Annotated in this window: 23 protein-coding genes; 17 read left to right on the top strand and 6 right to left on the bottom strand. The window is 47.9% G+C overall.

The genetic code is table 11. The annotated features are described in order from the left end of the window. Positions 1-38 precede the first annotated feature (38 nt). Both LPW40_RS13340 and abc-f read right to left on the bottom strand, forming a co-directional pair. Entirely contained in the window at positions 39-386 is a 348-nt protein-coding gene (locus LPW40_RS13340; RefSeq protein WP_230822745.1) for a DUF488 domain-containing protein, read from the bottom strand. Positions 387-390: 4 nt separating this feature from the next. Further along, complete coding sequence (abc-f, locus tag LPW40_RS13335; RefSeq protein WP_230822744.1) at positions 391-1,911, bottom strand: ribosomal protection-like ABC-F family protein; 1,521 nt, start codon at positions 1,909-1,911, stop codon at positions 391-393. 278 nt (positions 1,912-2,189) lie between these two features. Between abc-f and queG the strand changes: the two genes are divergently transcribed. The 3 genes from queG to nfsA are packed head-to-tail and all read left to right on the top strand — an operon-like array spanning position 2,190 to position 4,565. Beyond that, positions 2,190-3,323: a tRNA epoxyqueuosine(34) reductase QueG gene (gene queG, locus LPW40_RS13330; protein WP_230822743.1), complete on the top strand. Its 1,134-nt coding sequence runs from the start codon at positions 2,190-2,192 to the stop codon at positions 3,321-3,323. Positions 3,324-3,336: 13 nt separating this feature from the next. After that, positions 3,337-3,807, top strand: coding sequence for a tRNA (uridine(34)/cytosine(34)/5-carboxymethylaminomethyluridine(34)-2'-O)-methyltransferase TrmL (gene trmL, locus LPW40_RS13325; RefSeq protein WP_230822742.1), 471 nt, complete (start codon positions 3,337-3,339; stop codon positions 3,805-3,807). Between the two features lie 14 nt (positions 3,808-3,821). Beyond that, positions 3,822-4,565, top strand: coding sequence for an oxygen-insensitive NADPH nitroreductase (nfsA, locus tag LPW40_RS13320; RefSeq protein WP_230822741.1), 744 nt, complete (start codon positions 3,822-3,824; stop codon positions 4,563-4,565). Positions 4,566-5,271: 706 nt separating this feature from the next. Here the strand turns inward: nfsA and LPW40_RS13315 are convergent. Continuing rightward, positions 5,272-5,799 carry a DUF308 domain-containing protein gene (locus tag LPW40_RS13315; RefSeq protein WP_230822740.1) on the bottom strand — a complete coding sequence of 176 codons (528 nt, stop codon included), beginning with the start codon at positions 5,797-5,799 and terminating at the stop codon, positions 5,272-5,274. A gap of 200 nt (positions 5,800-5,999) precedes the next feature. Between LPW40_RS13315 and LPW40_RS13310 the strand changes: the two genes are divergently transcribed. The 5 genes from LPW40_RS13310 (at position 6,000) to LPW40_RS13290 (ending at position 11,990) form a co-directional block, all read left to right on the top strand. Continuing rightward, complete coding sequence (locus tag LPW40_RS13310; RefSeq protein WP_230822739.1) at positions 6,000-6,602, top strand: 6-phosphogluconolactonase; 603 nt, start codon at positions 6,000-6,002, stop codon at positions 6,600-6,602. Between the two features lie 21 nt (positions 6,603-6,623). Continuing rightward, positions 6,624-6,836 (top strand): hypothetical protein, encoded by a 213-nt coding sequence (locus LPW40_RS13305; protein ID WP_230822738.1) that lies wholly within the window; start codon positions 6,624-6,626, stop codon positions 6,834-6,836. A 67-nt stretch (positions 6,837-6,903) separates the two neighbouring features. Beyond that, entirely contained in the window at positions 6,904-8,295 is a 1,392-nt protein-coding gene (gene fumC, locus LPW40_RS13300) for a class II fumarate hydratase (protein WP_230822737.1), read from the top strand. Between the two features lie 11 nt (positions 8,296-8,306). Continuing rightward, entirely contained in the window at positions 8,307-9,833 is a 1,527-nt protein-coding gene (locus LPW40_RS13295) for a Ppx/GppA family phosphatase (protein WP_230822736.1), read from the top strand. Positions 9,834-9,863: 30 nt separating this feature from the next. Continuing rightward, positions 9,864-11,990 (top strand): RNA degradosome polyphosphate kinase, encoded by a 2,127-nt coding sequence (locus LPW40_RS13290; protein ID WP_230822735.1) that lies wholly within the window; start codon positions 9,864-9,866, stop codon positions 11,988-11,990. Positions 11,991-12,049: 59 nt separating this feature from the next. Here the strand turns inward: LPW40_RS13290 and LPW40_RS13285 are convergent, their stop codons facing one another. From LPW40_RS13285 to LPW40_RS13275, 3 genes are read right to left on the bottom strand one after another with little or no spacing between them, the layout of a single operon-like run. Beyond that, complete coding sequence (locus tag LPW40_RS13285; protein ID WP_230822734.1) at positions 12,050-12,877, bottom strand: RluA family pseudouridine synthase; 828 nt, start codon at positions 12,875-12,877, stop codon at positions 12,050-12,052. A gap of 3 nt (positions 12,878-12,880) precedes the next feature. After that, positions 12,881-13,384, bottom strand: a complete 504-nt coding sequence (locus tag LPW40_RS13280; protein ID WP_230822733.1) for a thioredoxin family protein — start codon at positions 13,382-13,384, stop codon at positions 12,881-12,883. A 16-nt stretch (positions 13,385-13,400) separates the two neighbouring features. Beyond that, positions 13,401-13,805, bottom strand: coding sequence for a disulfide oxidoreductase (locus LPW40_RS13275; protein ID WP_230822732.1), 405 nt, complete (start codon positions 13,803-13,805; stop codon positions 13,401-13,403). Positions 13,806-13,929: 124 nt separating this feature from the next. On the opposite strand from LPW40_RS13275, the gene LPW40_RS13270 reads away from it, so the two are divergent. The 9 genes from LPW40_RS13270 to yhaM all read left to right on the top strand — a co-directional run bounded on the left by LPW40_RS13270 (position 13,930) and on the right by yhaM (position 24,658). Next, positions 13,930-15,036, top strand: coding sequence for a GAF domain-containing sensor histidine kinase (locus LPW40_RS13270; RefSeq protein ID WP_230822731.1), 1,107 nt, complete (start codon positions 13,930-13,932; stop codon positions 15,034-15,036). A 5-nt stretch (positions 15,037-15,041) separates the two neighbouring features. Then, positions 15,042-15,674, top strand: coding sequence for a response regulator transcription factor (locus tag LPW40_RS13265; RefSeq protein ID WP_230822730.1), 633 nt, complete (start codon positions 15,042-15,044; stop codon positions 15,672-15,674). 222 nt (positions 15,675-15,896) lie between these two features. Then, positions 15,897-17,189, top strand: a complete 1,293-nt coding sequence (locus LPW40_RS13260; RefSeq protein WP_230822729.1) for a dicarboxylate/amino acid:cation symporter — start codon at positions 15,897-15,899, stop codon at positions 17,187-17,189. Between the two features lie 189 nt (positions 17,190-17,378). Then, the gene (xdrA, locus tag LPW40_RS13255) at positions 17,379-17,834 is read left to right on the top strand and encodes an XRE family transcriptional regulator XdrA (RefSeq protein WP_230822728.1); all 456 of its coding nucleotides are present in this window, start codon (positions 17,379-17,381) and stop codon (positions 17,832-17,834) included. 122 nt (positions 17,835-17,956) lie between these two features. After that, positions 17,957-19,087: a DUF445 domain-containing protein gene (locus LPW40_RS13250; RefSeq protein ID WP_230822727.1), complete on the top strand. Its 1,131-nt coding sequence runs from the start codon at positions 17,957-17,959 to the stop codon at positions 19,085-19,087. A 51-nt stretch (positions 19,088-19,138) separates the two neighbouring features. Continuing rightward, positions 19,139-19,495, top strand: a complete 357-nt coding sequence (locus LPW40_RS13245; protein WP_097039534.1) for a YlbF/YmcA family competence regulator — start codon at positions 19,139-19,141, stop codon at positions 19,493-19,495. 90 nt (positions 19,496-19,585) lie between these two features. Beyond that, positions 19,586-20,770, top strand: a complete 1,185-nt coding sequence (locus LPW40_RS13240) for a metallophosphoesterase family protein (RefSeq protein ID WP_230822726.1) — start codon at positions 19,586-19,588, stop codon at positions 20,768-20,770. A 7-nt stretch (positions 20,771-20,777) separates the two neighbouring features. Next, positions 20,778-23,708, top strand: a complete 2,931-nt coding sequence (locus LPW40_RS13235; protein WP_230822725.1) for an ATP-binding protein — start codon at positions 20,778-20,780, stop codon at positions 23,706-23,708. 11 nt (positions 23,709-23,719) lie between these two features. Then, a complete protein-coding gene (yhaM, locus tag LPW40_RS13230) occupies positions 23,720-24,658 on the top strand; it encodes a 3'-5' exoribonuclease YhaM (protein WP_230822724.1) in 939 nt (312 codons plus the stop codon). Positions 24,659-24,748 lie beyond the last annotated feature (90 nt).

Below are 24,748 nucleotides of genomic sequence, written 5' to 3'. Positions count from 1 at the left end.
AAAACCTATTGGTTTTGAGGCCTTTTTCATTTGCGTTGCTACTTCAAATCCTCGATATATTCCTTGATCACCACAGCCTGGTTATGCTTTTCGTCTTTTGCAGCATAAAGCAGGGTGACATTATGTCCGTCGGAATCCTCCTTGATTTGCATCAAAACTTCCTTACAGTCATCCAGTTCCTTCTTATATTTTTCTTTGAATTCATCCCATTTATCCGGGTCATGGTCGAACCACTTCCTGAGTTCCGACGAAGGTGCAATCTCCTTCATCCATTCATCATGTTCAAGCTCTTCCTTTTTGACGCCCCTCGGCCAGATGCCGTCCACAAGTATCCGCTTCCCATCCTGCCCGGAGACATCCTCATACACCCTTTTCAGTTTGAGCATCATCTCATCTCCTCTTATCCCGTTTGCCTAACAATACCCGTTTTTCTTCGAGTAAGCGGTTGAACTCGGCATCGAGAGCTTCAGTGGGTTCAAGAGACAATCTGCTGAGCACTTCAGTGATTTTATTCTCAAGAACCATCAGTGCTTCCCCGGTGTCATCAAGAAATTCAGTAGTCTGATCACTGAGCAGTTTTCCATACTCAATATTGTAATTGGTGTCAGTGATATTTTCACGGAGTAACCGGTCATGTGAAACGAGGATGATGGCCGCAGGATGGCTCTGCAGCATGTCTTCAAGTGCTTCAACCGTATGGATGTCGAGAAAGTTCGTCGGCTCATCGAGCATCATCAACTGAATATCCGACATCAAGATTTTCACAAGCTGGACTTTGACGCGTTCCCCGCCGCTGATGACGCTTATTTTCTTATATACCGCATCGCGCTTTATATTCAGCCTGGCAAGGACGGTCCTGACGGTCGTCTCATCATAGCGGCTCGCTGTCATGATGTTTTCAATGATGGTCCTATCATTATCAAGTGATTCCAGCTGCTGGTGGAAATAGCCGATTTTAAGTGAAGACTCTTTATATTTTTCGTGGATATGGTTGAGCAGGCTGGTTTTACCGCTGCCGTTTGCGCCGGTTATTGAGATCTTTTCACCCGCTCTTACAAATAAAGAAGCCCCTGCCAATATGGTTTTATCTTCACGTTTGATATCTTCATCCTCAATTCTGATGATCATCTTTTGACCGAGGGATTCCATATCCTGGGTATGGAACTTGATTTCCTTCTCCTCGATCGGCTTGTCCTTTACTTCAAGCTGTTCCAACCGGGATTTCATGCCGCCCGCCACCTGGTCGAGTTTCTTCTGTTTCTTGTTGAAGTAGGGTTTTGCACCGATGACATTCACGTCGGAATCAGACTTATCCTTTACTTTTGCGGCGCCATCCGCCTGACGCTTTTTCTTATCAATCGCATTTGATAATTGTTTTTTAACTTTTACATATTTATCATACTCATCCTGCTGCCTCTTTATGGAGTGCTCTTTCATCTCCTTATATTTGTCGTAGTTGCCCGGGTAGACTTTGATCGAATTGTCCTCAATGGACCATATTTCATCGACGGTCCTGTTCAGGAATTCACGGTCGTGGGAGGCGATAATCTTGATATTATCGATATGCTGCAGCTTTTTCACCAGAGCTTTGGAATACTGCTCATCGAGGTGTGTGGTGGGCTCATCCAAAAGCATGATCCCTGCATCCTTATTCAGCGTCCGGTTTAAATACAGCTGTGTCGTCTCGCCGCCGCTTTTTTTAATGTCGGTATCCTTGATCTGCGGAATCAGCTGGATGGTGTCCTCCGTATAAATCTCACTGTTTTCAATCATATGGTTGAAGAGTGTCGTTTTGCCGCTGCCGTTTCTGCCGATCAATCCGATCGTCTTATGTTCCTGTACCAGAAGGTGATCGACTGAGAGCAGAAGCTCACCATTCACTTCCAGGTGGATATCTTTCAATTCAAGCATAAAAAAACCCCCGAATTCAGTATTTCGAATCAGGGTACGACGGGCCTCTATGTTATAATATGCTTCATAAAACACATTAAATAACATCATCCGTAATGAACAAGGAGAAAATTAGGCCGTGATTATCCTGATCCGACATTTTTTGCATGCTGAATAAGCATCAATATGTCATGGGTAAAGGATAATTTACTTCATCGGCCTGATTTCACTCCTTTTCTCTATAATTAATTCCATATTACACTTTTCAGTGTTTATTTTCAATGAAAGGAGGAATGATCATGGACCGTCATGAATTCAAGCGGAAAGTCATCGACTACGCCCACAGCATCGGCATCGACGATATCGGCTTCACGCATGCCGAGCCATTTTTGGAATATAAGGCGAAGCTCATCGACTATCTGGACAAGGGATATGCATCAGGCTTTGAAAAAGGCAGCGTGGAAGAGCGCACGAACCCGAAAGCAAGCCTGCCGAGTGCGAAAAGCATCATCGCCATCGCCGTCGGGTATCCGAATAAACTCCCGGATGCGCCGAAGGGCAGGAAGGGCAGCCGGCGGGGGATGTTCGCCCGTGCCTCATGGGGCATGGATTACCATGAACTGCTGAACAGGCGTCTCAATAAGCTTGAAGCCTATATCAAGTCCATCGACCCGGGGATTGAGACGAAATCGATGGTGGACACGGGCGTGCTCTCAGACCGTGAAGTGGCGCGGAGAAGCGGCCTCGGCTACATCGGCAAGAACGGCTTCGTCATCAACCCGGAGCTCGGGACCTACACATACCTCGGCGAAATGATCGTCAGCTACCCGTTCCCGCCGGACGAGGAGTTGATCGATTCATGCGGAGACTGCAACATATGCGTCGACCGCTGTCCGACAGGGGCGCTCGTCGGCAACGGCCAGCTCGATTCCAACAAATGCATCTCGTTCCTCACCCAGATCAAAGGCTGGATGCCGGATGAGTACAGATATAAGATCGGCAACCGCTTATACGGGTGCGACACATGCCAGCAGGTCTGCCCGAGGAATAAGGGCATCAACACCGATCACCATGAGGATATCGTCCTCGAACCTGAAATATTGAAGCCTGAGCTTGAGCCGCTCCTTGAAATATCCAACAGGGAGTTCAAGGAGAAGTACGGCCACCTCGCCGGGGTATGGCGGGGGAAGAAGCCGATCCAGAGAAATGCTATAATTGCATTGGCACATTTTAAAGAGGAATCTGCAGTGGACACTTTGAAGCGTGTTGCGGAAAATGATCCGCGTCCGGTGATCAAGGGCACCGCCTACTGGGCGATCGGCCAGATCCAGGGCAGTGATGCCGCCGGGTACATCCATGAAAGATATCCGCACGAACAGGATGCGGAAGTGAAAGAGGAAATGCTGAAAGGCATCCAGGAAACCAGTCATTAGAGAGGAAGAAGACATGCCGAACCACATCGTTTTATTTCAACCGGAAATACCCCAGAATACGGGGAATATCGCCCGTACATGTGCAGCGACGGATACCACACTGCATTTGATCAAGCCGCTCGGCTTCAGCGTCGAAGAGAAGATGGTGAGGCGGGCAGGTCTGGATTACTGGGAGTTTGTGGACATCCATTATTATGAATCGATCGAACAGTTTTTTGAAGAAAGTGAAGGCAATTATTACATGCTTTCAAAACACGGCAAAAAGGCCCACTCGGATATGGATTACTCTGACTTTGACGAGAACCATTACTTCGTCTTCGGCCGTGAGACGACAGGGCTGCCCGAGTGGGTCAGGGAAGAATATGATGAAACGCTGCTGAGGGTGCCGATGACGGAGAACGTCAGGTCGCTGAATTTGGCTAATACCGCAACTATGCTAGTATATGAAGCATTGAGGCAGCAAAACTATCCGGGACTTATATAGGAGGACACTTTGACATGGAAAAGTATGCAGTGATTGACTTGCTTAAAAACCACCGTTCAATACGTAAATTCACCGAAGAGAAATTACCGGACGAGACGATCAGGATGCTCGTTGAAGCGGCACAGAGTGCCAGCACTTCAAGTTACGTCCAGGCATATACGATCATCGGGGTGACGGATCCTGAAAAGAAGAAAGCACTGAAGGAAATCAGCACCCAGCCCTATGTCGAGAACAACGGGCATTTATTCGTCTTCGTTGCAGACTATAGAAGACACCGCGACTTATCTGAAGAAAAAGATGCACCGATCAACTTCCATCTGACGGAACAGTTCATCGTCGGCACCGTCGATGCGGCGCTTGCGGCGCAGAACCTCGCCGTTGCGGCCGAGAGCATCGGACTCGGCATCTGCTACATCGGTTCTCTGAGGAACGATATGGCGAAAGTGATCGAGATACTCGAGCTGCCTGAAGGCACATTCCCGCTCTTCGGCATGGTGGCGGGCTACCCGGCACACGAAGGCAGTGTGAAGGAGCGACTGCCGTTTGAAGCGGTATATCACGAGAACACCTACCAGCATCTGGATGAGACGAAAGAGGAAATCGAAGATTATGACGAGCGTGTGAGCGCATACTATAAAGAACGCACAGGCGGCAAGAGGGATGATTCGTGGAGCGACCAGGTGGTCGGCATGCTCAATAAAAAGCAGCGCCTGGATGTCGACGAAGTCGTTAAAAAGCAGGGATTTTTAGGGCAGTAAGAGTGTAGCTTCCCGCTGTTTACAAGTAATGCACTGCTGATATTCTATGCAAGCAGAAAGCAGTAATATAAATCGAATTATGAAAAAAGACGACTTCAAATCAATGGGTTTGAAGTCGTCTTTTTTTATTACAATTCGAACTCTAATGAGTTATCATGAAGTTTTTAATTGCTTATTACCTTGGATTCGTAAGATCAGGATGAAATACAGGCAAGAGTTGCGAAAAAGGAGAATAGATCCGCAACATTGACTTGGAACACGGTATAAGGTTACGAAATCGGGAGGTAAATTCGCAAGGTTGGGGTGAAATACAGGCAAAGGTTGCGAAAAAGGAGTGAGAATTCGCAACGTTGCCTTTGAGATCGTATGAAGGTTGCGAAATACGGAGAAATATCCGCAACTTCGAGCCGAAACCCACCCAAATATCACGAAAAAATACCGCAGATCAGAAATGATCTACGGCATCATGCTCAATTTGAGCAGGTCTTTCGAATTTCAATATTATTTGATTCTCTTTTCGCCGTCGTCTTTGTAACCCCACTCAGATTCACGGCCAGCAGTGAAAATTGCGGTTAAAAACGCAATACATACCATTAAGATTAAAAATGCATCCATTAGTCTGCCTCCTAGCGTACTCGCTTATATAATTTACATTATATCTGATTATACCACATTTAAAAAGAGGCTTTCATATAATTTTTGAATGCTATGAATCGAATGCTTCGATTATGAACTCGATGCCTGCAATCAGGAAGTAGATTCCCATCAGGAATGCAATAGCAAAGAGTCCGGTCAGCGGGTTGAACAGGACCATGATACCGAGTAGTATACCGATGATGCCGATGATGACCGCGGCCCAGAATCTGCTGGTGCTCCGTTCTTTGATGTAGCTCGATGTGATGAGCAGGTAGACGGAGTCGACGATGAACCATGCGCCGAGCAGTATCGGCAGGGCGATGATGCCAAGCTGTATATTGAACAAAATCAGCAGGCCGATGATGATGTCAATGATGCCGATGATGAGCATCAGGGTATAATTCCTGTCCGCGTAGTCCTTTATTTTCCTTCTGAAGAAAATTTCAAAGACACCTTTGAAGATTGCGCCGAAGCCGAGCAGGAATACTGCGGCCAAAATAGTGGCGTCCGGGTTTGCGAATAAAAAGATTGCCAGAATGATGAATATGATTCCGACAATCAGTGAAATCCAGTTGAATTTCTTCGTTGAACCTTCCATTCTGAATCATCCTCTCCATTCATAATTTGTGAAATTAATCTCTAACTATAATTATAAATGCTATACGGAGGGGACGGGTGTTTTCTGCTCACAAAGTTACAGTATTTTCATTTTAAAGTTGCTTCAGTGTTATTTGTGATAAAATTATGGGTAAACTAAGTATGATATGTCTTAAAACACATTATATGGAGGAAATGACCATGGCTATGAATTTTAAAATTTTCGACACCAAAGAAACTTTAAGTGTATATACTGCTGATATTTTAAGGAAACAGGTCCATAACAATCCCACCAGCCTGCTTGCATTGGAGATGAATGAAGATCTGAACTGGACTTATGAAAAATTCGTCGGTGAGACGAAGCAGCATCCTGCAGATTTCTCCCAGGTGAACATCGCATTGATCGGGAGACCGACGACGGATGTGCTGGATAAGCTTGAAATACCTGAAAACCAGTTCCATAAAGACGGCTCGAGTGAATCACTGAACAGTCTCCTGGATTCTGATGATAAAGATAAAAAACAGATCAGCCTGGGGCTCTTGTACCTCGACAGTAAAGGCAATGTCGGCTTCAATGACGAAGATAAGAATGAGCCGGTGTTCGATGCCCGCGAATTGTTCGTGGTGGCAACGGGCGCGGACAAGGCGGATGTGGTCAGGGCGCTGTACAACGCCAAGGAAAATGACAAGGATGCTTACAGCCAGATCAAATCGCACCGTATGGTGACGGTTGTGCTGGACCGCGAGGCGGCATCGGGGCTGGATCCGGATATTGCCGATTATTACAGCTTTAAATTTGCATAAGTCTGAAGAGGTGAGGACGGGATGAAGAAGGAAGACTGGAAGGTCCGATACGGAAATGACGAGGATGAAGACTATAAGGATCTGGTGGAACCGGATCCGAATACGATGACGTACGATATGGAAGATGTGCGTGAGCTCGGCCGGGAAATGGAACAGCTTTCCCAAAACCCGGACTATCCGATTGATACTTCTGTTGATGAGTCGCATGCAGATCGGCAAGAAAATGATGAATAACAGATGAATCCTCTGGTGAATTAGTATAAAATGTTGATGAATACTAATTTACAGGAGGTTTTTTTCATTGTCATACAGAATTGAAAAAGATACTATTGGAGAAATCAAAGTACCCGCTGATAAATACTGGGCGGCACAGACCGAACGCAGCCGTCAGAATTTCCCGGTCGGCAAAGAGAAGATGCCGATTGAAGTGATCGTGGCATTCGCCGAGCTGAAAAAAGCGGCGGCTGTTGCGAACAACAATCTGGGCAAACTGTCGGACAACAAGAAGGATGCGATTGCATATGCATGCGACCGTGTAATCAACCGTGAACTGGACGAGCATTTCCCGCTTGTCGTCTGGCAGACCGGAAGCGGCACACAGAGCAACATGAACGTCAACGAAGTCGTCAGCTATGTCGCCAACGAGTACTTGCAGGAAAAGGGTATCGAAGATGAGAAAGTCCATCCGAATGACGATGTGAACATGTCTCAGAGCTCCAATGACACATATCCGACAGCAATGCACGTGGCACTCCTCGTATCTGTAGAAGAGCAGCTGCTGCCTGCACTGATGAAATTGAAAAGAACTTTCGAAGCACAGGAAAAAGAGTATGATGATATCATCAAAATCGGCCGTACGCATCTGCAGGATGCGACACCGCTCACGCTCGGACAGGAAATCAGCGGCTGGAGATACATGCTTGAAAAGTGTGAGGAACTCATCGAAGAGTCGAAAGGCCAGCTCAGGAACCTTGCGATCGGCGGCACGGCGGTGGGCACCGGCATCAATGCACACCCTGAATTCGGTGCGCGTGTGGCAAGGGAGTTATCCGTCCAGACCGGTTACGAGTTCGTCACAAGCCCGAACAAGTTCCATGCCCTCACTGCACATGATGAAGTGGTCTATCTGCACGGTGCACTTAAAGCGCTTGCAGCAGACCTCATGAAGATCGCAAACGACGTGAGATGGCTTGCTTCAGGGCCGCGTGCGGGCATTGCGGAGATTGAAATCCCCGCCAATGAACCGGGGTCATCCATCATGCCGGGCAAAGTCAACCCGACCCAGTCGGAGATGCTGACGATGGTGGCGACACAGGTCTTCGGAAATGACGCAGCAGTCGGATTTGCAGCATCACAGGGCAACTTCGAACTCAATGTTTTCAAGCCGGTGATCCTGTACAATACACTGCAGTCGATCTACCTTCTGGCAGACGGCATGGTAACATTCAATGATAAATGTGCTGTCGGCATCAAACCGATACATGAAAACATAGACAGGTTCCTAAATAATTCATTGATGCTCGTCACGGCACTGAATCCGCATATCGGTTATGAAAAAGCGGCGAAAATTGCCAAGAATGCTCATGAAAAAGGCATCACGCTGAAAGAATCAGCTGTCGAATCCGGTCATTTGACGGAAGCGCAGTTCGATGAGTGGATCAGACCTGAAGATATGACTGAATCTAAAGAATAGGTGAACTTTTTATGAAACGGATAGGCTTGATAGATATAGGCTCGAACACCGTACGGCTGGTTCTGTTCGAGTATACCGAAGAGACGGGTCTGAAAGAGATCCAGAATATAAAAACGCCTGCAAGGCTCGCGGGTTACGTGACTGAAGACGGTCTCATGGAAGAAGAGGGGATCGAACTTCTGGTGAATATACTCCACAGCTTCAAGCAGATTGCCGACAAGTATGATGTGGCAGACTTGTATCCCGTCGCCACTGCAGCCATCAGGAATTCTTCAAATGTCGACGATATTGTGAAGCGTGTCAAAGAAGACCTGGATATCGACATCAAAGTGATCTCCGGCAAGGAAGAGGCTTATTACGGCTTCCATGCAGTCACCCATACGATCAGCACCCATGACGCAGTCACCATCGACATCGGCGGGGGAAGCACGGAGCTCACTTTCTTCGAAGATAAAGAACTCATCTATTCCACAAGTATCCCTTACGGCGTGGTGACGCTCCAGGAAATGTTCTTTGAAGGAAAAGCCCATAATGACGAAGGTGCGATCAAAGAAGCACGAAAACATATTGAAGAGGAACTTGGAAAGGTCAGATGGCTGGCCAAAAGGCGCGTTCCCATCCTTGCGATCGGCGGCAGTGCCCGGAACGTCGCCCGGATTCATCAGTCGATGATCAATTATCCGATCGCCGGTGTGCACGGTTATTCCCTTCAGCGTGACGGCCTTGAAGGTGTCATGGATATCCTTATGAATACTGAAGGTGAAGATCTGGATGATATCGACGGTCTGAGCAGGGACCGCAGTGACATCATACTGCCGAGCCTGCTCGTCTTCAAGACACTTTACGACATCGTCGATGCGAAGGAATTCAAATTCAGCCGCAAAGGCCTGCGTGAAGGTCTCGCCATGTCCATCATAGCGAAGGAGAAGCCGTATGCCTTCAACAAATATAAGATCTACGAGGATGCGATGAGCGAGCTCGCCAATGATTTCAAGCTGAATCCGGAAACCTCCGAGAAGCGGACTGAAATCACGGAGCGCATCTACCATGAACTGAACCGCCATGATCTGCTCACGATATCGAAGCATGACAAATACCTTTTGAAGAACGCGGCTAAAATATTCTATCTCGGTGATTTCATAGACCGGGATGCGACGAGCCAGCATACATTCTACCTGCTCGCCAACAGCAACATCAACGGCATCGTCCACCGGGACCGGGTGCGGCTTGCGTTGATTGCAAGCTTCAAGAACAAGACGCTCCTTAAATTTTATGCAGAGGACGTGGGCTGGTTTGATGACGAGGACATCAAACTGCTGCTCGATCTCGGGAGCATACTCAAATTTTCGAATGCGCTCAATATCTCGCATACGAACATCGTCAGTGACCTGTATCTTGAAGAGCATGATGATGAGTATCTGCTCACCATCAAGTATAAGGGTGACCCGATCGCCGAGGAATATCAGGCATCAAGACAGAAGAAGCATATCGAGAAGATACTCGATAAGAAATTGGCGATAAAATTCATAGAAGCTTAACATTAAAACGATATAATGGTGATTGGAGGGATGACCGTGGAATACAAACTCGACAACAGGGAATATTATGATAACCGTGAACTGAGCTGGCTCAGGTTCAATTACAGAGTGCTGGAAGAGGCGATCGATGACCATAATCCATTGCTCGAACGATTCAAATTCCTCGCAATCACCAGTTCCAACCTGGATGAATTTTTCATGGTCAGGGTCGGCGGGCTGAAAGACCAGGTGAAGATGAATTACCATGAGCCTGAAAATAAGACGAAGATGACCCCGGGTGAGCAGCTTGAAAACATCAGCAGATTGAACAGGGAAAACTGCACAGCCCAGTACCGCATCTTCAACGACCTTAAAGATGAACTTGAAAGTTACGGGGTTTATTTCAAAAAGCCGGAAGATCTGCCTGATGGATTCAAAGCGGAGACGGATAAAATCTTCGACGAAGAAATCTTCCCTTCATTGACGCCGCTCGGCATCGATGCATACCGGCCTTTCCCGAAGCTGATGAATAAAAAGATCAATATATTCGTGAATCTGTCGAATGAGCTTGGTGATCAGACGGCGATCGTGCAGCTGCCGACAATCATCAAACGGTTCTACACTTTCCATGATGACGGCAGGACATACGTCGTGCTGTCCGAAGACATCATCATCAGGAATGTCGGCAAATTATTCAAAGGGTACAAAATAGACAGGACATTCGCATTCAGGATCACGCGGAATGCCGACCTCACCATCCATGAGGAGGGGGCACAGGATCTGCTGATCGAAATCGAAAGGTTCCTCAAGGAACGCACGAAAGGTGCAGCAGTGCGCCTCGAGATCGACAGCGGCGGGGACAGTGCGATCAAAGGCTCATTTTTAATGGAGGAGCTCTCCCTCGGTGAAAATGATGTGTATAAGTTTGACGGGCCGCTGGATCTGACTTTCCTTTTCGAGTTCGTCTCGAACCTTAAGGGGAGATACCCGAATTTGATCTATAAACCGTTCGAACCGCAGTCCCCGAAGTTCCTCGGTACGGACGATGTGTATGAGCGCGCCTTGAAGGAAGATATCTTCCTGCACCATCCGTTCGAGTCATTCCAGCCGATCGTGGATTTCGTCAAAGAGGCGGCGGAAGACCCGGATGTGCTCGCGATCAAGCAGACGTTGTACCGTGTATCGAGCGATTCACCGATCATCGCCGCCCTGAAGGAAGCTTCCGAGAACGGCAAGCAGGTCTCGGTGCTGGTCGAATTGAAGGCGCGGTTCGATGAGGAGAGCAACGTCCACTGGGCGAAGGAGCTCGAGGATGCAGGATGCCATGTGATCTACGGTATGAACTATTTGAAGACGCACAGCAAGATCACACTCGTCATCAAGCGTGTGAGGAACAAGCTGGTCAGGTTCGTCCATCTCGGGACGGGCAATTACAACGACTCCACAGCGAAGCAATATACGGATATGGGCATCATCACGACAGATCCGGATATCGGCGACGATGCGATCAACTTCTTCAACTACTTGAGCGGATATTCACTGAAACCCGAATACAAATCGCTGCATGTGGCACCTTTTGAAATCCGGGATTTGTTCGATGATTACATCAACAAGGAAATCGCATTCCATAAAGCGCACGGCAACGGCTATATATTCGCCAAGATGAACTCACTTACCGATAAGAAGATCATTGATAAGCTGCTCATCGCATCACAGGAAGGCGTCAGGATCGACCTCGTGATCCGCGGCATATGCTGTCTGAAGGCAGGGATTCCCGGTGTGAGTGAAAATATCCGCGTCATCAGTGTGGTCGGCAGGTTCCTGGAACATACAAGGATCTATTACTTCCGCCATAACGGACAGGATAAGATGTTTTTATCCTCTGCGGATATGATGACAAGGAACATGATCAAGCGTGTGGAGATCCTCTTCCCGGTGAATGATGAAAGGTTCATCGAAGAATTGAAGGAGATCAACGCACTGTACTTGAGAGACAATAAAAAAGCACGCTACCAGAAGCCGGACGGCACTTACGCATATGTGAGGAATGATGCGCCGCTGCTCAGCGCGCAGGAAGAACTGATGCGCCGTGCGCTGAAAGTGAACCGTGAACAGATAGAACATAAGGAAAATTATCTGCTGACGCGGATCAGGAACAGATTCAAGAAGAGCAACTGATATGCGGCACCATAAAAAAAGCCCTTTGAAATCATTGTGATTTCAAAGGGCTTTTTCATTTATAATTCATCTTTATCCAGTGCGATGGTCAATTCTTTCTGAAGGATCGGATGGATGAATGACATCTTATAGCTGAACAGCTGCAGATCCCTCAGTGTCGAGCCGCCGTACAACGGATCTCCGATGATGGGAAACCCGATATGCGCAAGATGGACTCTGATCTGGTGGGTGCGCCCGGTTTCAAGCTCCAGTTCGATTTCACAGTACTCATCCGTCACTTTGGATTTGATGATGTTCGTCACGGCTTCTTTTCCGCGCGGGGTGACGTGGTATTTATTTCTTTCTTTCGGGTTTTTGGCGATCGGTGCGGAAATGGTCTGGGGCTCCAGACGTTTCTTCGTATCGACCCTTGCGATGTAGACGCGCTTGATTTCGCGTTCAGCCAGCATATGATCAAGCATCTTTTTGACGTATGGGTGCTTGGCCACCAGTATCACGCCTTTCGTCTCCTGATCGAGACGGTGGACGGGTTCGAGATAATCCACATCGAGCGTATAGAGTGCATGGTTCATCAATGTGTTCGTTTCGTGCATTTCATTCGGATGTGTCTTGACGCCGCGAGGCTTGAAGAGGAGGGCGAGATATCTGTCCTCGTACAATACTTCGCATGTCCTGTAACTCGGCTTGTACTGGCTTTTTTCTTCCGCCGCCGGGAGATCTACGGCATCACCCGTATGGAGGACGGTGTTCAAAGGCTTCTTCTCCGAGTTGATTTCGATATCTTTTGACATGCGCAGAAGATGAAGTTCCTTTTTCGATAAGTGAAGCGTCTTTAAGACGTCTTCGAGGGACTGGCCGTCAAAATTTTCATGCACTGTGAATTTCATCAATTATTCTCCTGAAGTTGCAGCGATGAATGACTCATAGCTTTCAACGTCTCCCGGATTCCCGGTAATTCTTTCGACTTCTTCCCCATCTTCAAAGTAGATGAGTGTCGGTGTCGCCTCAAGCTCGTATGTGCTCCAAGGCTCCTCGTACTCGAGGACATTCAGCTGGATCAGGTCTTCATCCGCCTGTTCGAAAGCGTCCACAAGCAGTGGTGTGGCTTCCAGGCAGTGTGGACATGTAGGGGACCAGAAGTAGACGTACTGGCCGTCGCCGTCCTCGATGGCACCTGCGACTTCAGCCGGCGTCTGGTTATAATGGTAATCCTCATTATCCAGTGCGTCGATCGTCGGACCGCTCAGTGCCTCGGGTTCCATATCCGTATAAGGGTAGTAGCCCGAGTCGCTCAGCTGGTCAGGCTCGGATGAATTGTTGTTCATGACGATGAAAATTGCGATGAATGCAACAACGATTGCTGCGATGATGCCGTAAAATATTTTATTTCCCATTCAATGATAACTCCTTTTATTTTTTGATTAAAAATGACATTGTAAAGATCAGTATGAATGCGATGAGTGCGAGAAACGGAATCGTGATAAAGCCGAACCAATTTATATATTGTACAGTACAGTCGACACCCGTGCAAGCAGGCTGACTGTCGGCGATGAACGAAAATTTCTGCAGGCTGTAATGGTAGGCGGAGGTGATGATGCCGATGCCGCTGAACGCCCTGACGTAAATCCTTGAATTCAGATCATTCCTGATGAGGCCGATGAATGATATGAGCACGATCGGATACATGATGATCCGCTGGTACCAGCACATCTCGCAGGGAAGATACATCCTGACTTCGCTGAAATACAGGGAACCGAGTGTCGCAATCAATGAGACAAGGAATATCAGCTGCATGAATAGTTTGTTGTTTTTCATATGGACGACCTTCCTCTTACTTTCTTTACTTGGTTACATAATATAATATTATAGTATGCAGGGGATCATTTGCCATCAATATTTTTACAAATTGATTACAACAGAAATGAATATGGGTGTTTCCATGAAGAGTAAATTAAAATTATTGAAAGATATCGCAGAGTTCCTGAATGAAGAGACCGATCTTAAGACGATGCTGGACGGTGCGCTCCGCGAACTCATCGACCATACTGAATTCGATACCGGCTGGATCTTCTTCATCAATGATGAGGGTGAACATGAACTCGCTGCCCATTACCGGCTTCCGCCTTCGCTTAAAAAGCGGGACTGCCACTACCTGGATGACGGGAGCTGCTGGTGTGTCCGGGCTTACCATAAAGGCCAGCTCAGGACGGCGACGAACATCTTCGTCTGTTCAAGGCTTGAAAAGGCCCAGCTGGAGTTCCCGGGGGAGAATAAAGGCATCACCCACCATGCCACCATGCCGCTCATATCCGGCTCCGAGTCTTACGGTCTGTTGAACGTGGCGAGCCCGGACCGTGAAGAGTTCGACAAGGACGAGCTCGCACTGCTCGAATCGGTGGCATTCCAGATCGGATCGACCTTGAAAAGGATCGAACTGACCGCAAAGGAGAAGGAAAGTGTCGTCATCAAGGAGCGTCAGCGGCTTGCACGCGACCTCCATGATTCCGTGAACCAGATGCTGTTTTCCATCGGCATCACGTCCCATGCGGCGAAATCCCTCTCTGATGCAGAGAAGATCGACGATGCCCTGACCTCCATCGAAAATACATCGAAACACGCCATGAAGGAAATGAAGGCACTGATATGGCAGCTGAAGCCGATCGGGCTTGAGAACGGCATACTGCATGCCATCGAATCGTACAGCGAACTCATCGGGGTCAAGGTCAACATCGAACTGGAAGGCTTCTACAGCATCAGCGACGCTGCAGAGATCGAGCTCTACCGCATCATACAGGAAAGCCTGAACAACGTCATGAAACACTCCGGTGTAAAAGAGGCGGATGTCAAAATGACCGTACGGGATAAAAAACTTTACACGACGGTGACGGACAGGGGCGCCGGGTTCGATCTGCGCAACAAGAGGGCGACGAGCTACGGCTTCGGCAACATGAGGGAACGCATCAGGAAACTCGGCGGCGAGCTGGATATAGATACAGGAATTGATGAAGGTACAGTCGTCAGGATCACTGTACCGATTGAGGAGTGAAGCATATGTATAACGTCATCATCACGGACGATCATCATATCGTGAGGGAAGGCATGAAATTCCTGCTGTCGACCACCGAGAACATCAATGTGCTCGAAGATTTCGGCAGCGGCAGGGAAACGCTCGAATACTTGAAGGAACACCACGCGGAAGTCGATTTGGTACTCCTGGATCTCGTCATGCCGGAGATTGACGGCATCGAGCTCACCCGGATGATCAAGGCGGATTATCCGAAGGTGAAGGTGCTCATACTTTCGAGCTACACGAGCGAGGAATATATCAGGCCGGTGTTCCAGGCACGGGCGGACGGCTACATCATCAAGGAGATGGAAGCGGAGGAGCTCGTCTCCTCCATCAGGGATGTGATCCAGGGTGAGAAGGTCATCCATCCGAACATATTGAAGATCATCGATAATACCGGAAACCTGCCGCATGAAAGGAATGCCTTATCCGCACGTGAAATAGATGTGCTGAAGGAGATCGTTAAGGGCAAATCCAACAAGGAGATCGGGGAGGCCCTTTATGTGAGTGAGAAGACAGTGAAGACGCATGTCAGCCATATTCTGAACAAGCTGGAAGTCTCAGACCGTACACAGGCTGTAATCTATGCGATCAAATATAATCTTGTGAAACTTTGATGTTCCGGGGCGCCGTCATTTCAGTGACGGTGCCTTTATTGATGCAGCTACATATAGAGGTTATCGGAAATGTAATTCCAACCGGCCGATGAATAAGGGACGTCTCCCTCAAAATCCGCCTGCAGCCCGGTGAGACGGGATTTGTAAAAGTTTCAGTTGTTAAAAAAATTGTTTCGCTGTATAATTTGGAAGTGTTTTCACTACGCATCAGGGAGGAATAATATGAAAGTAAGTAACCGTTTAACATTATATATTGTCATCGGGCTGGTTGCCGGCATCATCATCGGCTCCATCTTGAGCCCAATGTCCGGCGAGGCTTGGGTGCAGTGGATCGATCAGTACATATTCAATGTCGTGGGGCAGCTGTTCCTCAGCATGATATTCATGATGGTCGTCCCCGTCGTATTCATTTCCATCGTGCTCGGCGTGGTCGGTGTCGGGGATCCGAAGACCCTGGGCAGTCTCGGCATCAAGACGCTGGCATTTTATCTGACGACGACCGCCATCGCCATCTCAATCGCGATCATCGTCGCGCTCGTGCTTCAGCCGGGTGAAGGCCAATCAGAACTTCTTTCTTCATCCGAAGTGGAGGAGTACCGTGAAACCGAGCTTGAAGGAGAGACCGGTGAAGCGATCAACCAGACATTCGACCAGACGATCATCAACATCATCCCGACCAACGTGATCGAAGCGATGGGGACTGCGAATATGCTGCAGATCATCGCATTTGCGATATTCATCGGCATCGCATTGATTGCCGTGAAAGACAAAGTGCCGGGACTGATCAGGCTGTTCGAAGAGGCCAATGAAGTCGTCATGTGGATCGTGCTTGCAATCATGAAATACTTCGCAGCGATCGGTGCCTTCGGCCTTGTAGCGACGGCTTTCGTCCAGGCCGGATTCGGTGCCATCCAGCAGCTCGGCATGTACTTCGTCTGTGTGCTGCTCGCACTGTTCATACATTTCTTATTCGTTTACGGCGGCGCCATCCGCTTCCTTGCGAAACGTAGTTTCATCTGGTTCATCAAAGGTTTCGCACCGGCGATGGGTGTCGCATTCAGTACATCGTCATCGAGTGCTGTACTGCCGATATCGATGGAGACTGCGCAGAAGAACCTGGGTGTCAGGAAAGGTGTATCCAGTTTCGTCCAGCCGCTCGGTGCGACGATCAACATGGACGGCACCGCGATCATGCAGGGGGTGGCGACGGTCTTCATCGCACAGCTGTCCGGGGTGGACCTCACCATCATGCAGATGATCACTGTCGTCATCATTGCGGTCGTGGCGAGCATCGGAACGGCGGGTGTCCCGGGCGTCGGCCTGGTCATGCTTGCGATGGTGCTCACCGCGGTCGGCCTCGACCCTGCAGCCATCGGCATCATCATCGGTATCGACCGGCTGCTCGATATGACCCGTACAGCCGTGAACATCACGGGTGATGCAGCGATCTCCGTCGTGCTGAATGAGCAGATGACGAGGAAAGAGGAGAAGGCGGAGACGGCGAAGCAAGCATAATATTACACTTTATATGGAAAAGTGGTATAATAATAAGAGTATATAAGATTTCCATAAGTGAACACTTATTGAACTTATCTTGTATACTCTTTTATTTTTGGTAAATTTATATTATTATATTTTAAGTGTAGTTTTTTAACGTTATCGTCGGCAGCGATAGGCCGTTGTATTTTTGAAAGGGTGTTTAAAATGGATAAGCAAGCTTTTATAGAAACTTTACAGTCCAAGTTCAAGATGGTGCGTACCGAAGCCGGGTACACACAGGACTCTATGAGCCACACGATTGGATTATCAAAGAAGACATTGGTTCAGATCGAAAAAGAGCGTATTTTGCCGAATTGGACGACATGTATTTCTTTATGTGCACTTTTCAGGAACAGTGAAGTATTGACCAATACATTCTCCGGAGATCCGCTGGAACTCGCTCAGGTGATATCCAGAGGCCATTGTGTATATCCGCTTTACGACAGCGAGAAAGTGTACTGGGAAACACTTGAAACAAGAAGTGGCTATGAACTTCAATTCAACAAAGGCAATAAAATATACAGAGTATTGAACGACGAGAACCAGCCGGTGCATGCTTCATACATCGAACGCGAAATCAGGACGTTCTTCAACAAGCAGACGGATCTTCAGCCGGTATAAACTCTGTGGTCCCATAAATGAAGGGCAAAGCGCATGACGCTTTGCTCTTTTTTTTCAATAATCGGATGCTTTTATGGTATTATTGCGAAGTGAAGAAAGAGATCAGGCAGGGGAGGCAGTGGATGAATACAATTGGATTGATCATATTCATGGTGGTGACGGGATCATTGATTGCGGGCTTCACGAACATGCTTGCCATCAGGATGCTGTTCCGCCCCTATGAGGCGAAGCATTTATTCGGCATCAAGCTGCCGTTCACACCGGGCGTCATACCAAGCCGTCGGAGCGAAGCTTCGACGAAGCTCGGCAGGATCATCACCGGTCATCTGCTGACACCGGATGTTTTCATAAATAAAGTCAAAAGTCCCGAAACGGACCGGTTCATCATGAATTTCATCGACAGGCAGATCAGCACGATCGAAGAGGAGAAGCTCAGCATCGGTTACTTCCTTGAGCGGCTGCATCCGGACCTGAGTGAGAAAGTGATCAGGGGATTCAATGCAGAACTTGAGAAGAAGATATCGGAAGAAAGTGAAAAACTTTATATATCTAAGATAGAGGACCTTATGCCGCGAGATGCCATGCATACGATCGACATGAAAGTGGCGGGGCTCCAGCCCCAGCTCACCCGCAAACTCGAAGAATATATGACCTCCGACAAAGGCTACGCAGATCTGTACACGATGACGGATGAGTTCATAGAAAAGAGAGGGCGGCTTGCTAAAACGCTGAAATATTTAATGACGAAAGAGAGCATCACCCTGAATATCCAAAAAGAGCTTGTGAAATTGATCCATCATCCTAAAATGGTGGATATCATGGAAAAGTTCATCATCGAAGAGTACAGGAGGGTGAAGGGCAGGCCGGTCAATGACTTCCTGTCCGAGGATGACAAGGACGGGCTCGTCACAAGCATCAGCAGTGCACTGGAGGCGCGCATCGACGTGCGCAGTCTGTTGGATAAGCCGATCATTGAATTCAACAGGGAATTCTTTGACTCTTTCAAAGAGCGCGGCAAGTATACGCTGAAAGACAACACCATCAATTATCTGGCCCACAATATGGGCAGGATTATGGATAAACTTCAGCTTGCCGAAGTGATCAAGAAGCAGATAGACAGCTTTGAGCTTGCCCACATTGAAAATCTTGTCATGGATGTTGCGAAAAAAGAGTTCCAGATGATCACGCTGCTCGGGTTCATCCTGGGGGCGGTCATCGGATTGTTCCAGGGCATCGTTGTAGTGTTGTTATAAATTAAAAGAATATGTTACAGTAGACACATCAAAAAAATAAGGAGTTTTATGATGTCAGTAAATGTATACGATCAGGCCAATGCACTCGAGAGTGCATTAAGAGAATCAGATGAATTCAACAATATGAAGGAACTTTATGGGAAAGTGAACAGCAACCCTGAATCCAAGGCATTGTTTGATGAATTCAGACAGGTGCAGATGGAGCTTCAGCAAAAGCAGATGCAGGGCGAGGAAATCCTTGAAGAAGACGTGCAGAAGGCACAGAGCTCAGCTGCGGAAATAGAAAATGATGAGAACATCAAAGCTTTGATGGAAGCTGAACAGAACATGAGTCAGCTGATTCAGGACTTGAATCGTGTCATCATGAAACCGATCGAAGAATTGTACGGAATCAACAACCAAAATTAATCATTGAGAGGTCTATTCTTAGGCCTCTTTTGTTTTGAAATTTGGTATACTGGTTGTGTATGAACATATAAAGCAAAGTGGGTGAAATTGATGGTCAAATTTATACATTGTGCGGATCTGCACCTGGACAGTCCGTTCAAATCCCGGACCAGGATGCCGAAGAACATCTTCGAGGATCTGATCTCAAGTACATATAAAAGCGTGACAAGAATGATCGATATTGCAATCAAAGAACAGGTGGATTTCATCATCATCGCCGGTGACGTCTTCGACAAGGAAAACCGCACCCTGAAATCCGAAACGTTTTTGAAGCGGCAGTTTGAACGTCTGAAGGATAACGGCATATTCGTCTATATGCTGCACGGCAACCATGATCCGCTCACCGAAAAGGCGAAGACGAAGTGGCCGGACAACGTGAGTGTCTTCAAGGAGCAGGTGGAGACATTCGAATCCGTGAGCTCGAAGGGTGAACGCATCTTCCTTCACGGCTTCAGCTATTTCCTTGACGATACATATGAAAACAAGCTCGATGACTATCCGGTCAATGATCTGAATGAGGGCATCCATATCGGCATACTGCACGGCACTTATGCAAACTCGAGCCATAAGCAGGCACGCTATACGGAATTCAACCTGGAGACGCTCAACAGCAAGCTCTACCATTACTGGGCGCTTGGGCACATCCATGTCAGGGAACAGCTCTCGGACCTCCCGCCGATCCATTACCCCGGGAATATACAGGGGCGTAACAGGAATGAGTACGGCGATAAAGGATTTCTCCTTGTCGAAGGGGATGAGGTCTTCCTCAGCACGACATTCGTCCCTGTCCATGAAATCACTTTTGCAGAATACACGCTTGATATGCCGGCCCTGGATAAGCATGATGTATATCAGGCCATCGTTGAATTCAAATCACGGCTGCGCGAGGCCGGCAAGAAGATCATTCAGCTGACGCTCCATCACGAGGGGGATGATGAACTGGCGGAAGCGGATTATAATGAACTTCTTCTGCTGCTCCATGAGGATGAGCAGGATGTGAAGGACTTCATATGGATCGATTCATTGACGATCGATTATGCAAACCAGGACCAGACGGCAATACTGAATGACATAAAAGCAAGTTATTCGGACAATGATGAAATATTCAAGGAAGCCCTGAACAGCATGTACATGGACCCGAAAATCAACCGTCTGCTGCCGCCGATGAATGAACTGGAAAAAGAAGACTATCTGGAGCTTGGCGAAGAGCGTTTGAAAATGCTGATGAGGAAGTAGTGAAAAGATGAAGATTCTATCATTAAATATATACGGTTACGGGAAGATTGCAGAAACCGAGATCAGGACACCCCATCAGTTCGTCCAGATATTCGGTGAAAATGAAGCGGGCAAATCCACGATGCAGTCATTCATCCACTCTGTCCTCTTCGGCTTTCCGACTAGGAAAGAAGCTGAACCGAGGCGCGAGCCGCGCATGCACAACATGTACGGCGGCAAACTCACCGTCGACTTCGAAGACGGCGAAGGCCCGGTCGAGATAGAAAGGGTCAAAGGCAATAAAGTCCAGGGCGACGTGAAGATATACTTGAATGACGGTTCTTCACGCAGTGAAGACTGGCTCGTCAGGAAGATGAACTTCATCGATAAACGGACATACCGCTCCATATTTTCATTCGATGTGCTCGGACTCCAGGATATCCATAAGAATATGACTGAAGACAAACTCCAGGAGTATCTGCTCCGTGCAGGGGCGCTTGGCTCCCATCAATATGACGAGATGCTCTCGGCCATCGATCAGGAATTGAAGGATTTATATAAGAAAAACGGGATCAATCCGAAAATCAATCAGGAACTGGTCGAACTCCGCGAGATCAACGAGAAGATCCGGAAACTTGAAGCAGAGGAATCGAATTATAATCATCTGACGACTGAACAGATGAAGTATGAAGAGAGCATCAGTGCCAAACGGGATGCGCTGCACCAGCTGGATAGCGTTAGAAAACAGAAGATGAAAGAAATCATGTATCACAGAGATATAAAAGAATGGAAGGCGCTTGAAGGCATACTGAATGTCGCGCCCCCCACATTCCCTGAAAAAGGTATCGAAAGATACGAGTCATTGAAAAACAGCTACGAACAGGCGGCTAAGGATATCGATCTCCGTCTGGAAAAATTGAAATCATTGAAGAGTGAAATCAACCGGATCAAACTGCCTGCGCCAGAAGATATTGAATATCTCGAGGCACTCAAGTCCCGGGAGCCTGACATTAAACAGAAGAATTTGGAAGTCACCCGCCTCACCAATGCAATCGGAACCCTCGAAGACGAAATCGTCCAGCTGCAGAAAGACATCGGCTGGGAGAGTGAGCATCTCGAAGTGGATGACTCGAACATCGTCCGGGAATCAGTGCAGGCACTGCTTGCCAAACTGGACGAGGTCAATCTCGAAGAGCAATATCTCGTGCGCGAGGTTGAACATATCAAATCCGACATCAGACAGCTCGACCAGGAAATCACAGAGCTTGAGGCGGCCCAGATCAGTGATGCGCGCATCAGGGTCAAAAAGGAAGTGCTGGACAAGGAGATCGAGCTTAAAGAAAAGGGCAAGATGTTCCAGCTCATTGAAAAGGAATATGAGAGGGAGAAGCGGGAACGCAACCGTGCAAAGAGGAACCAGACCTTCCTCGTCCTCGCCATCAGTGCGGTCACGCTCGGCATCGGGATCTTTTATTTCATCAACTCCGCACTGGTCATGGGAACGGTGTTCACGGCAATCGGCCTGGCGGCGCTCCTCATACTCTTCCTGACGAACAGGGAAGAGGAGGAGAGTCTCCGGACCGATTATGAAAATGAAGTGGCGGAACTGAGAGACGAAATTGAAGGAATCAAACAGGCACACGATATCGATTTCGACCTGAATGATGCGAGGGATTTGAAGATGGATCTGCGCACCCTGAAATCGAAACGCATTTCCCTCAATGTGAAGATCGAAGAATTGAAAGAGACACTCGCGATGAAAGAAACCGAACATGACCGTCTGAACACCGACCTTCTGGAAGTGAAGCGGAAACTTAAAATCAATCCTGAAATCGAAAACAAATATATTGTGGATGCGATCCATACAATCCGCGATATCAAGCAAAAACGCAACCAGATCAACAGGCACAGCGTCGAGAAGGATAATGTCATCAGAAGCCTGCAGGCGTTCAAACGTGAAGTGAAGGCTGAGATTTCAAGGTTCGGCATCACATACAATGATGCTTCCATTTTCTATGAAGTGAATTCAAGGCTCACCGAACTCAATGAGGATATCGCAAATTACAATCATCTCTCCGACCAGATCCAGCTGCTTGAAAATGAAATCAGCGTCATGCAAGAAAGAGTGGCCTCAGCCGGCAGAGAGATCGGAGAACTGTTCGATCATGTCGATGCAGAAAATGAGGATGACTACTACTATCATGCACGCAAAGCCGAAGAATACCGGAAGAATCTGGAGCAGTTCAGGGAGCTCGATGCAAAATTGAGTGAAGAGCTGTTCGATTATGATATAAGGAACGACCTTGCTTCCCTGAGGCTTGCGGACCTGAAAGAAGAGGAAGAGGGCATCAATAAACAGATTGAGCATTTCAACGAACTGGTGCAGGATGAGCAGAAAGTGCTTGCTAAACTGAACAAGGAAATCGAAGTGCTGGAAAGCGACGGCAAATTGAGCGAACTCAACCATGAGTATGAAATGCGCAAGAGCCTGATCCAGGGCCTCTCGGAAGATTACCTGTCGCTCAAATATATCCAGCTGCTCATCGAGACTCATATAAAAGCGATCAAGGATGAGCGTCTGCCGATTGTCATCGAGGAAGCGAGGAGCATATTCGAATTTGTGACCAAGGGCCGGTACATCAATGTCATCTATGATGACAATGGCATCACCGTCAGACATTCGAACGGCCAGCTCTTCCATCCTCTGGAGCTCTCGCAGTCGACGAAGGAGATGCTCTACATCAGTCTCCGGCTCAGCCTGATCCAGGCACTGCAGGGCTATTACAAACTGCCGCTGATCATTGATGATGCATTCGTCCATTTCGATAAAGAGCGCAAGAAGATCATAATGGATTATCTGCGGAGCGAAGTGAAAGACCAGGTCCTTTATTTCACATGCAACCTTGACACCGCAATACCTTCCAGCCAGACAATCAGACTAAAAGAGAAAGTTAAATAGAGGTGAATTTTGTGACGAATATCGCAAATCTTAAAGCAGGGGACAGTGTGGAAACTTTCTACCTGATCAAAAGAAGCCAGCAGGGTGTCACCACCCAGGGGAAACCTTACATGACACTGTATCTGCAGGACAAGTCAGGCGAAATCGAAGCCAAGCTCTGGACGGTCTCCAAGGAAGATATGGAAGCCCTTGTTCCTGAGACGCTGATCAAAGTGAAGGGCGACGTCATCGACTACCGCAATAAACGCCAGATGAAAATCGCGATGTACCGCCTCGCGACGGAGCAGGACGGACTGCAGCCGAAGGACTTTGTCGAAAAAGCGCCGATGGATGAAGATGAGCTGCTTGAAAGCATACTGGATTATACTTTGAAGATAGAGAACGGTGCGCTTCAGCGCATCGTCCGTCAGCTTCTCTCAAAATATAAGAATGAGTTTTTGACTTATCCTGCCGCAATGACGAACCATCACGACTTCGTCTCCGGTCTCGCATACCATGTACACTATATGCTGAGGACGGCGGAAGCGTTGTGCGACATCTACCCGTCATTGAACAGGAGCCTGCTGTACAGCGGCATCATCCTGCATGATATCGGTAAAGTGAAGGAGCTGTCCGGACCGATAGGGACGACTTATACGACGGAAGGCAACCTGATCGGCCATATCGTCATCGCAGTGGAGGAGATCACCAAAATTGCAGATGAACTGGAGATTGAAGGGGAGGAAGTGCTGCTGTTGAAGCACCTGATCCTCTCGCACCACGGCAAGCTCGAGTACGGTTCACCGAAAGTGCCGATGTTGAAGGAGGCGGAAATCCTGCACTTCATCGACAATATCGATGCACGGATGATGATGATGGATAAACATCTGGAAAACACTAAAGAAGGCATGTTTACGGAACGGATATTCCCTCTGGAAAACAGGAACCTTTATAAACCTGAGAGCTTCTAAAATGAAACGGGGCTGGGACATAAGTCCCCGCCCATAACCAAAAATCCCCGGATTAAAATGTGAATTTTAATCCGGGGATTTTTATATAAA

The sequence above is a fragment of the Salinicoccus halitifaciens genome, assembly GCF_021026095.1.
Lineage (GTDB): Bacteria > Bacillota > Bacilli > Staphylococcales > Salinicoccaceae > Lacicoccus > Lacicoccus halitifaciens.
This window is presented reverse-complemented; position numbering and strand designations above follow the sequence as displayed.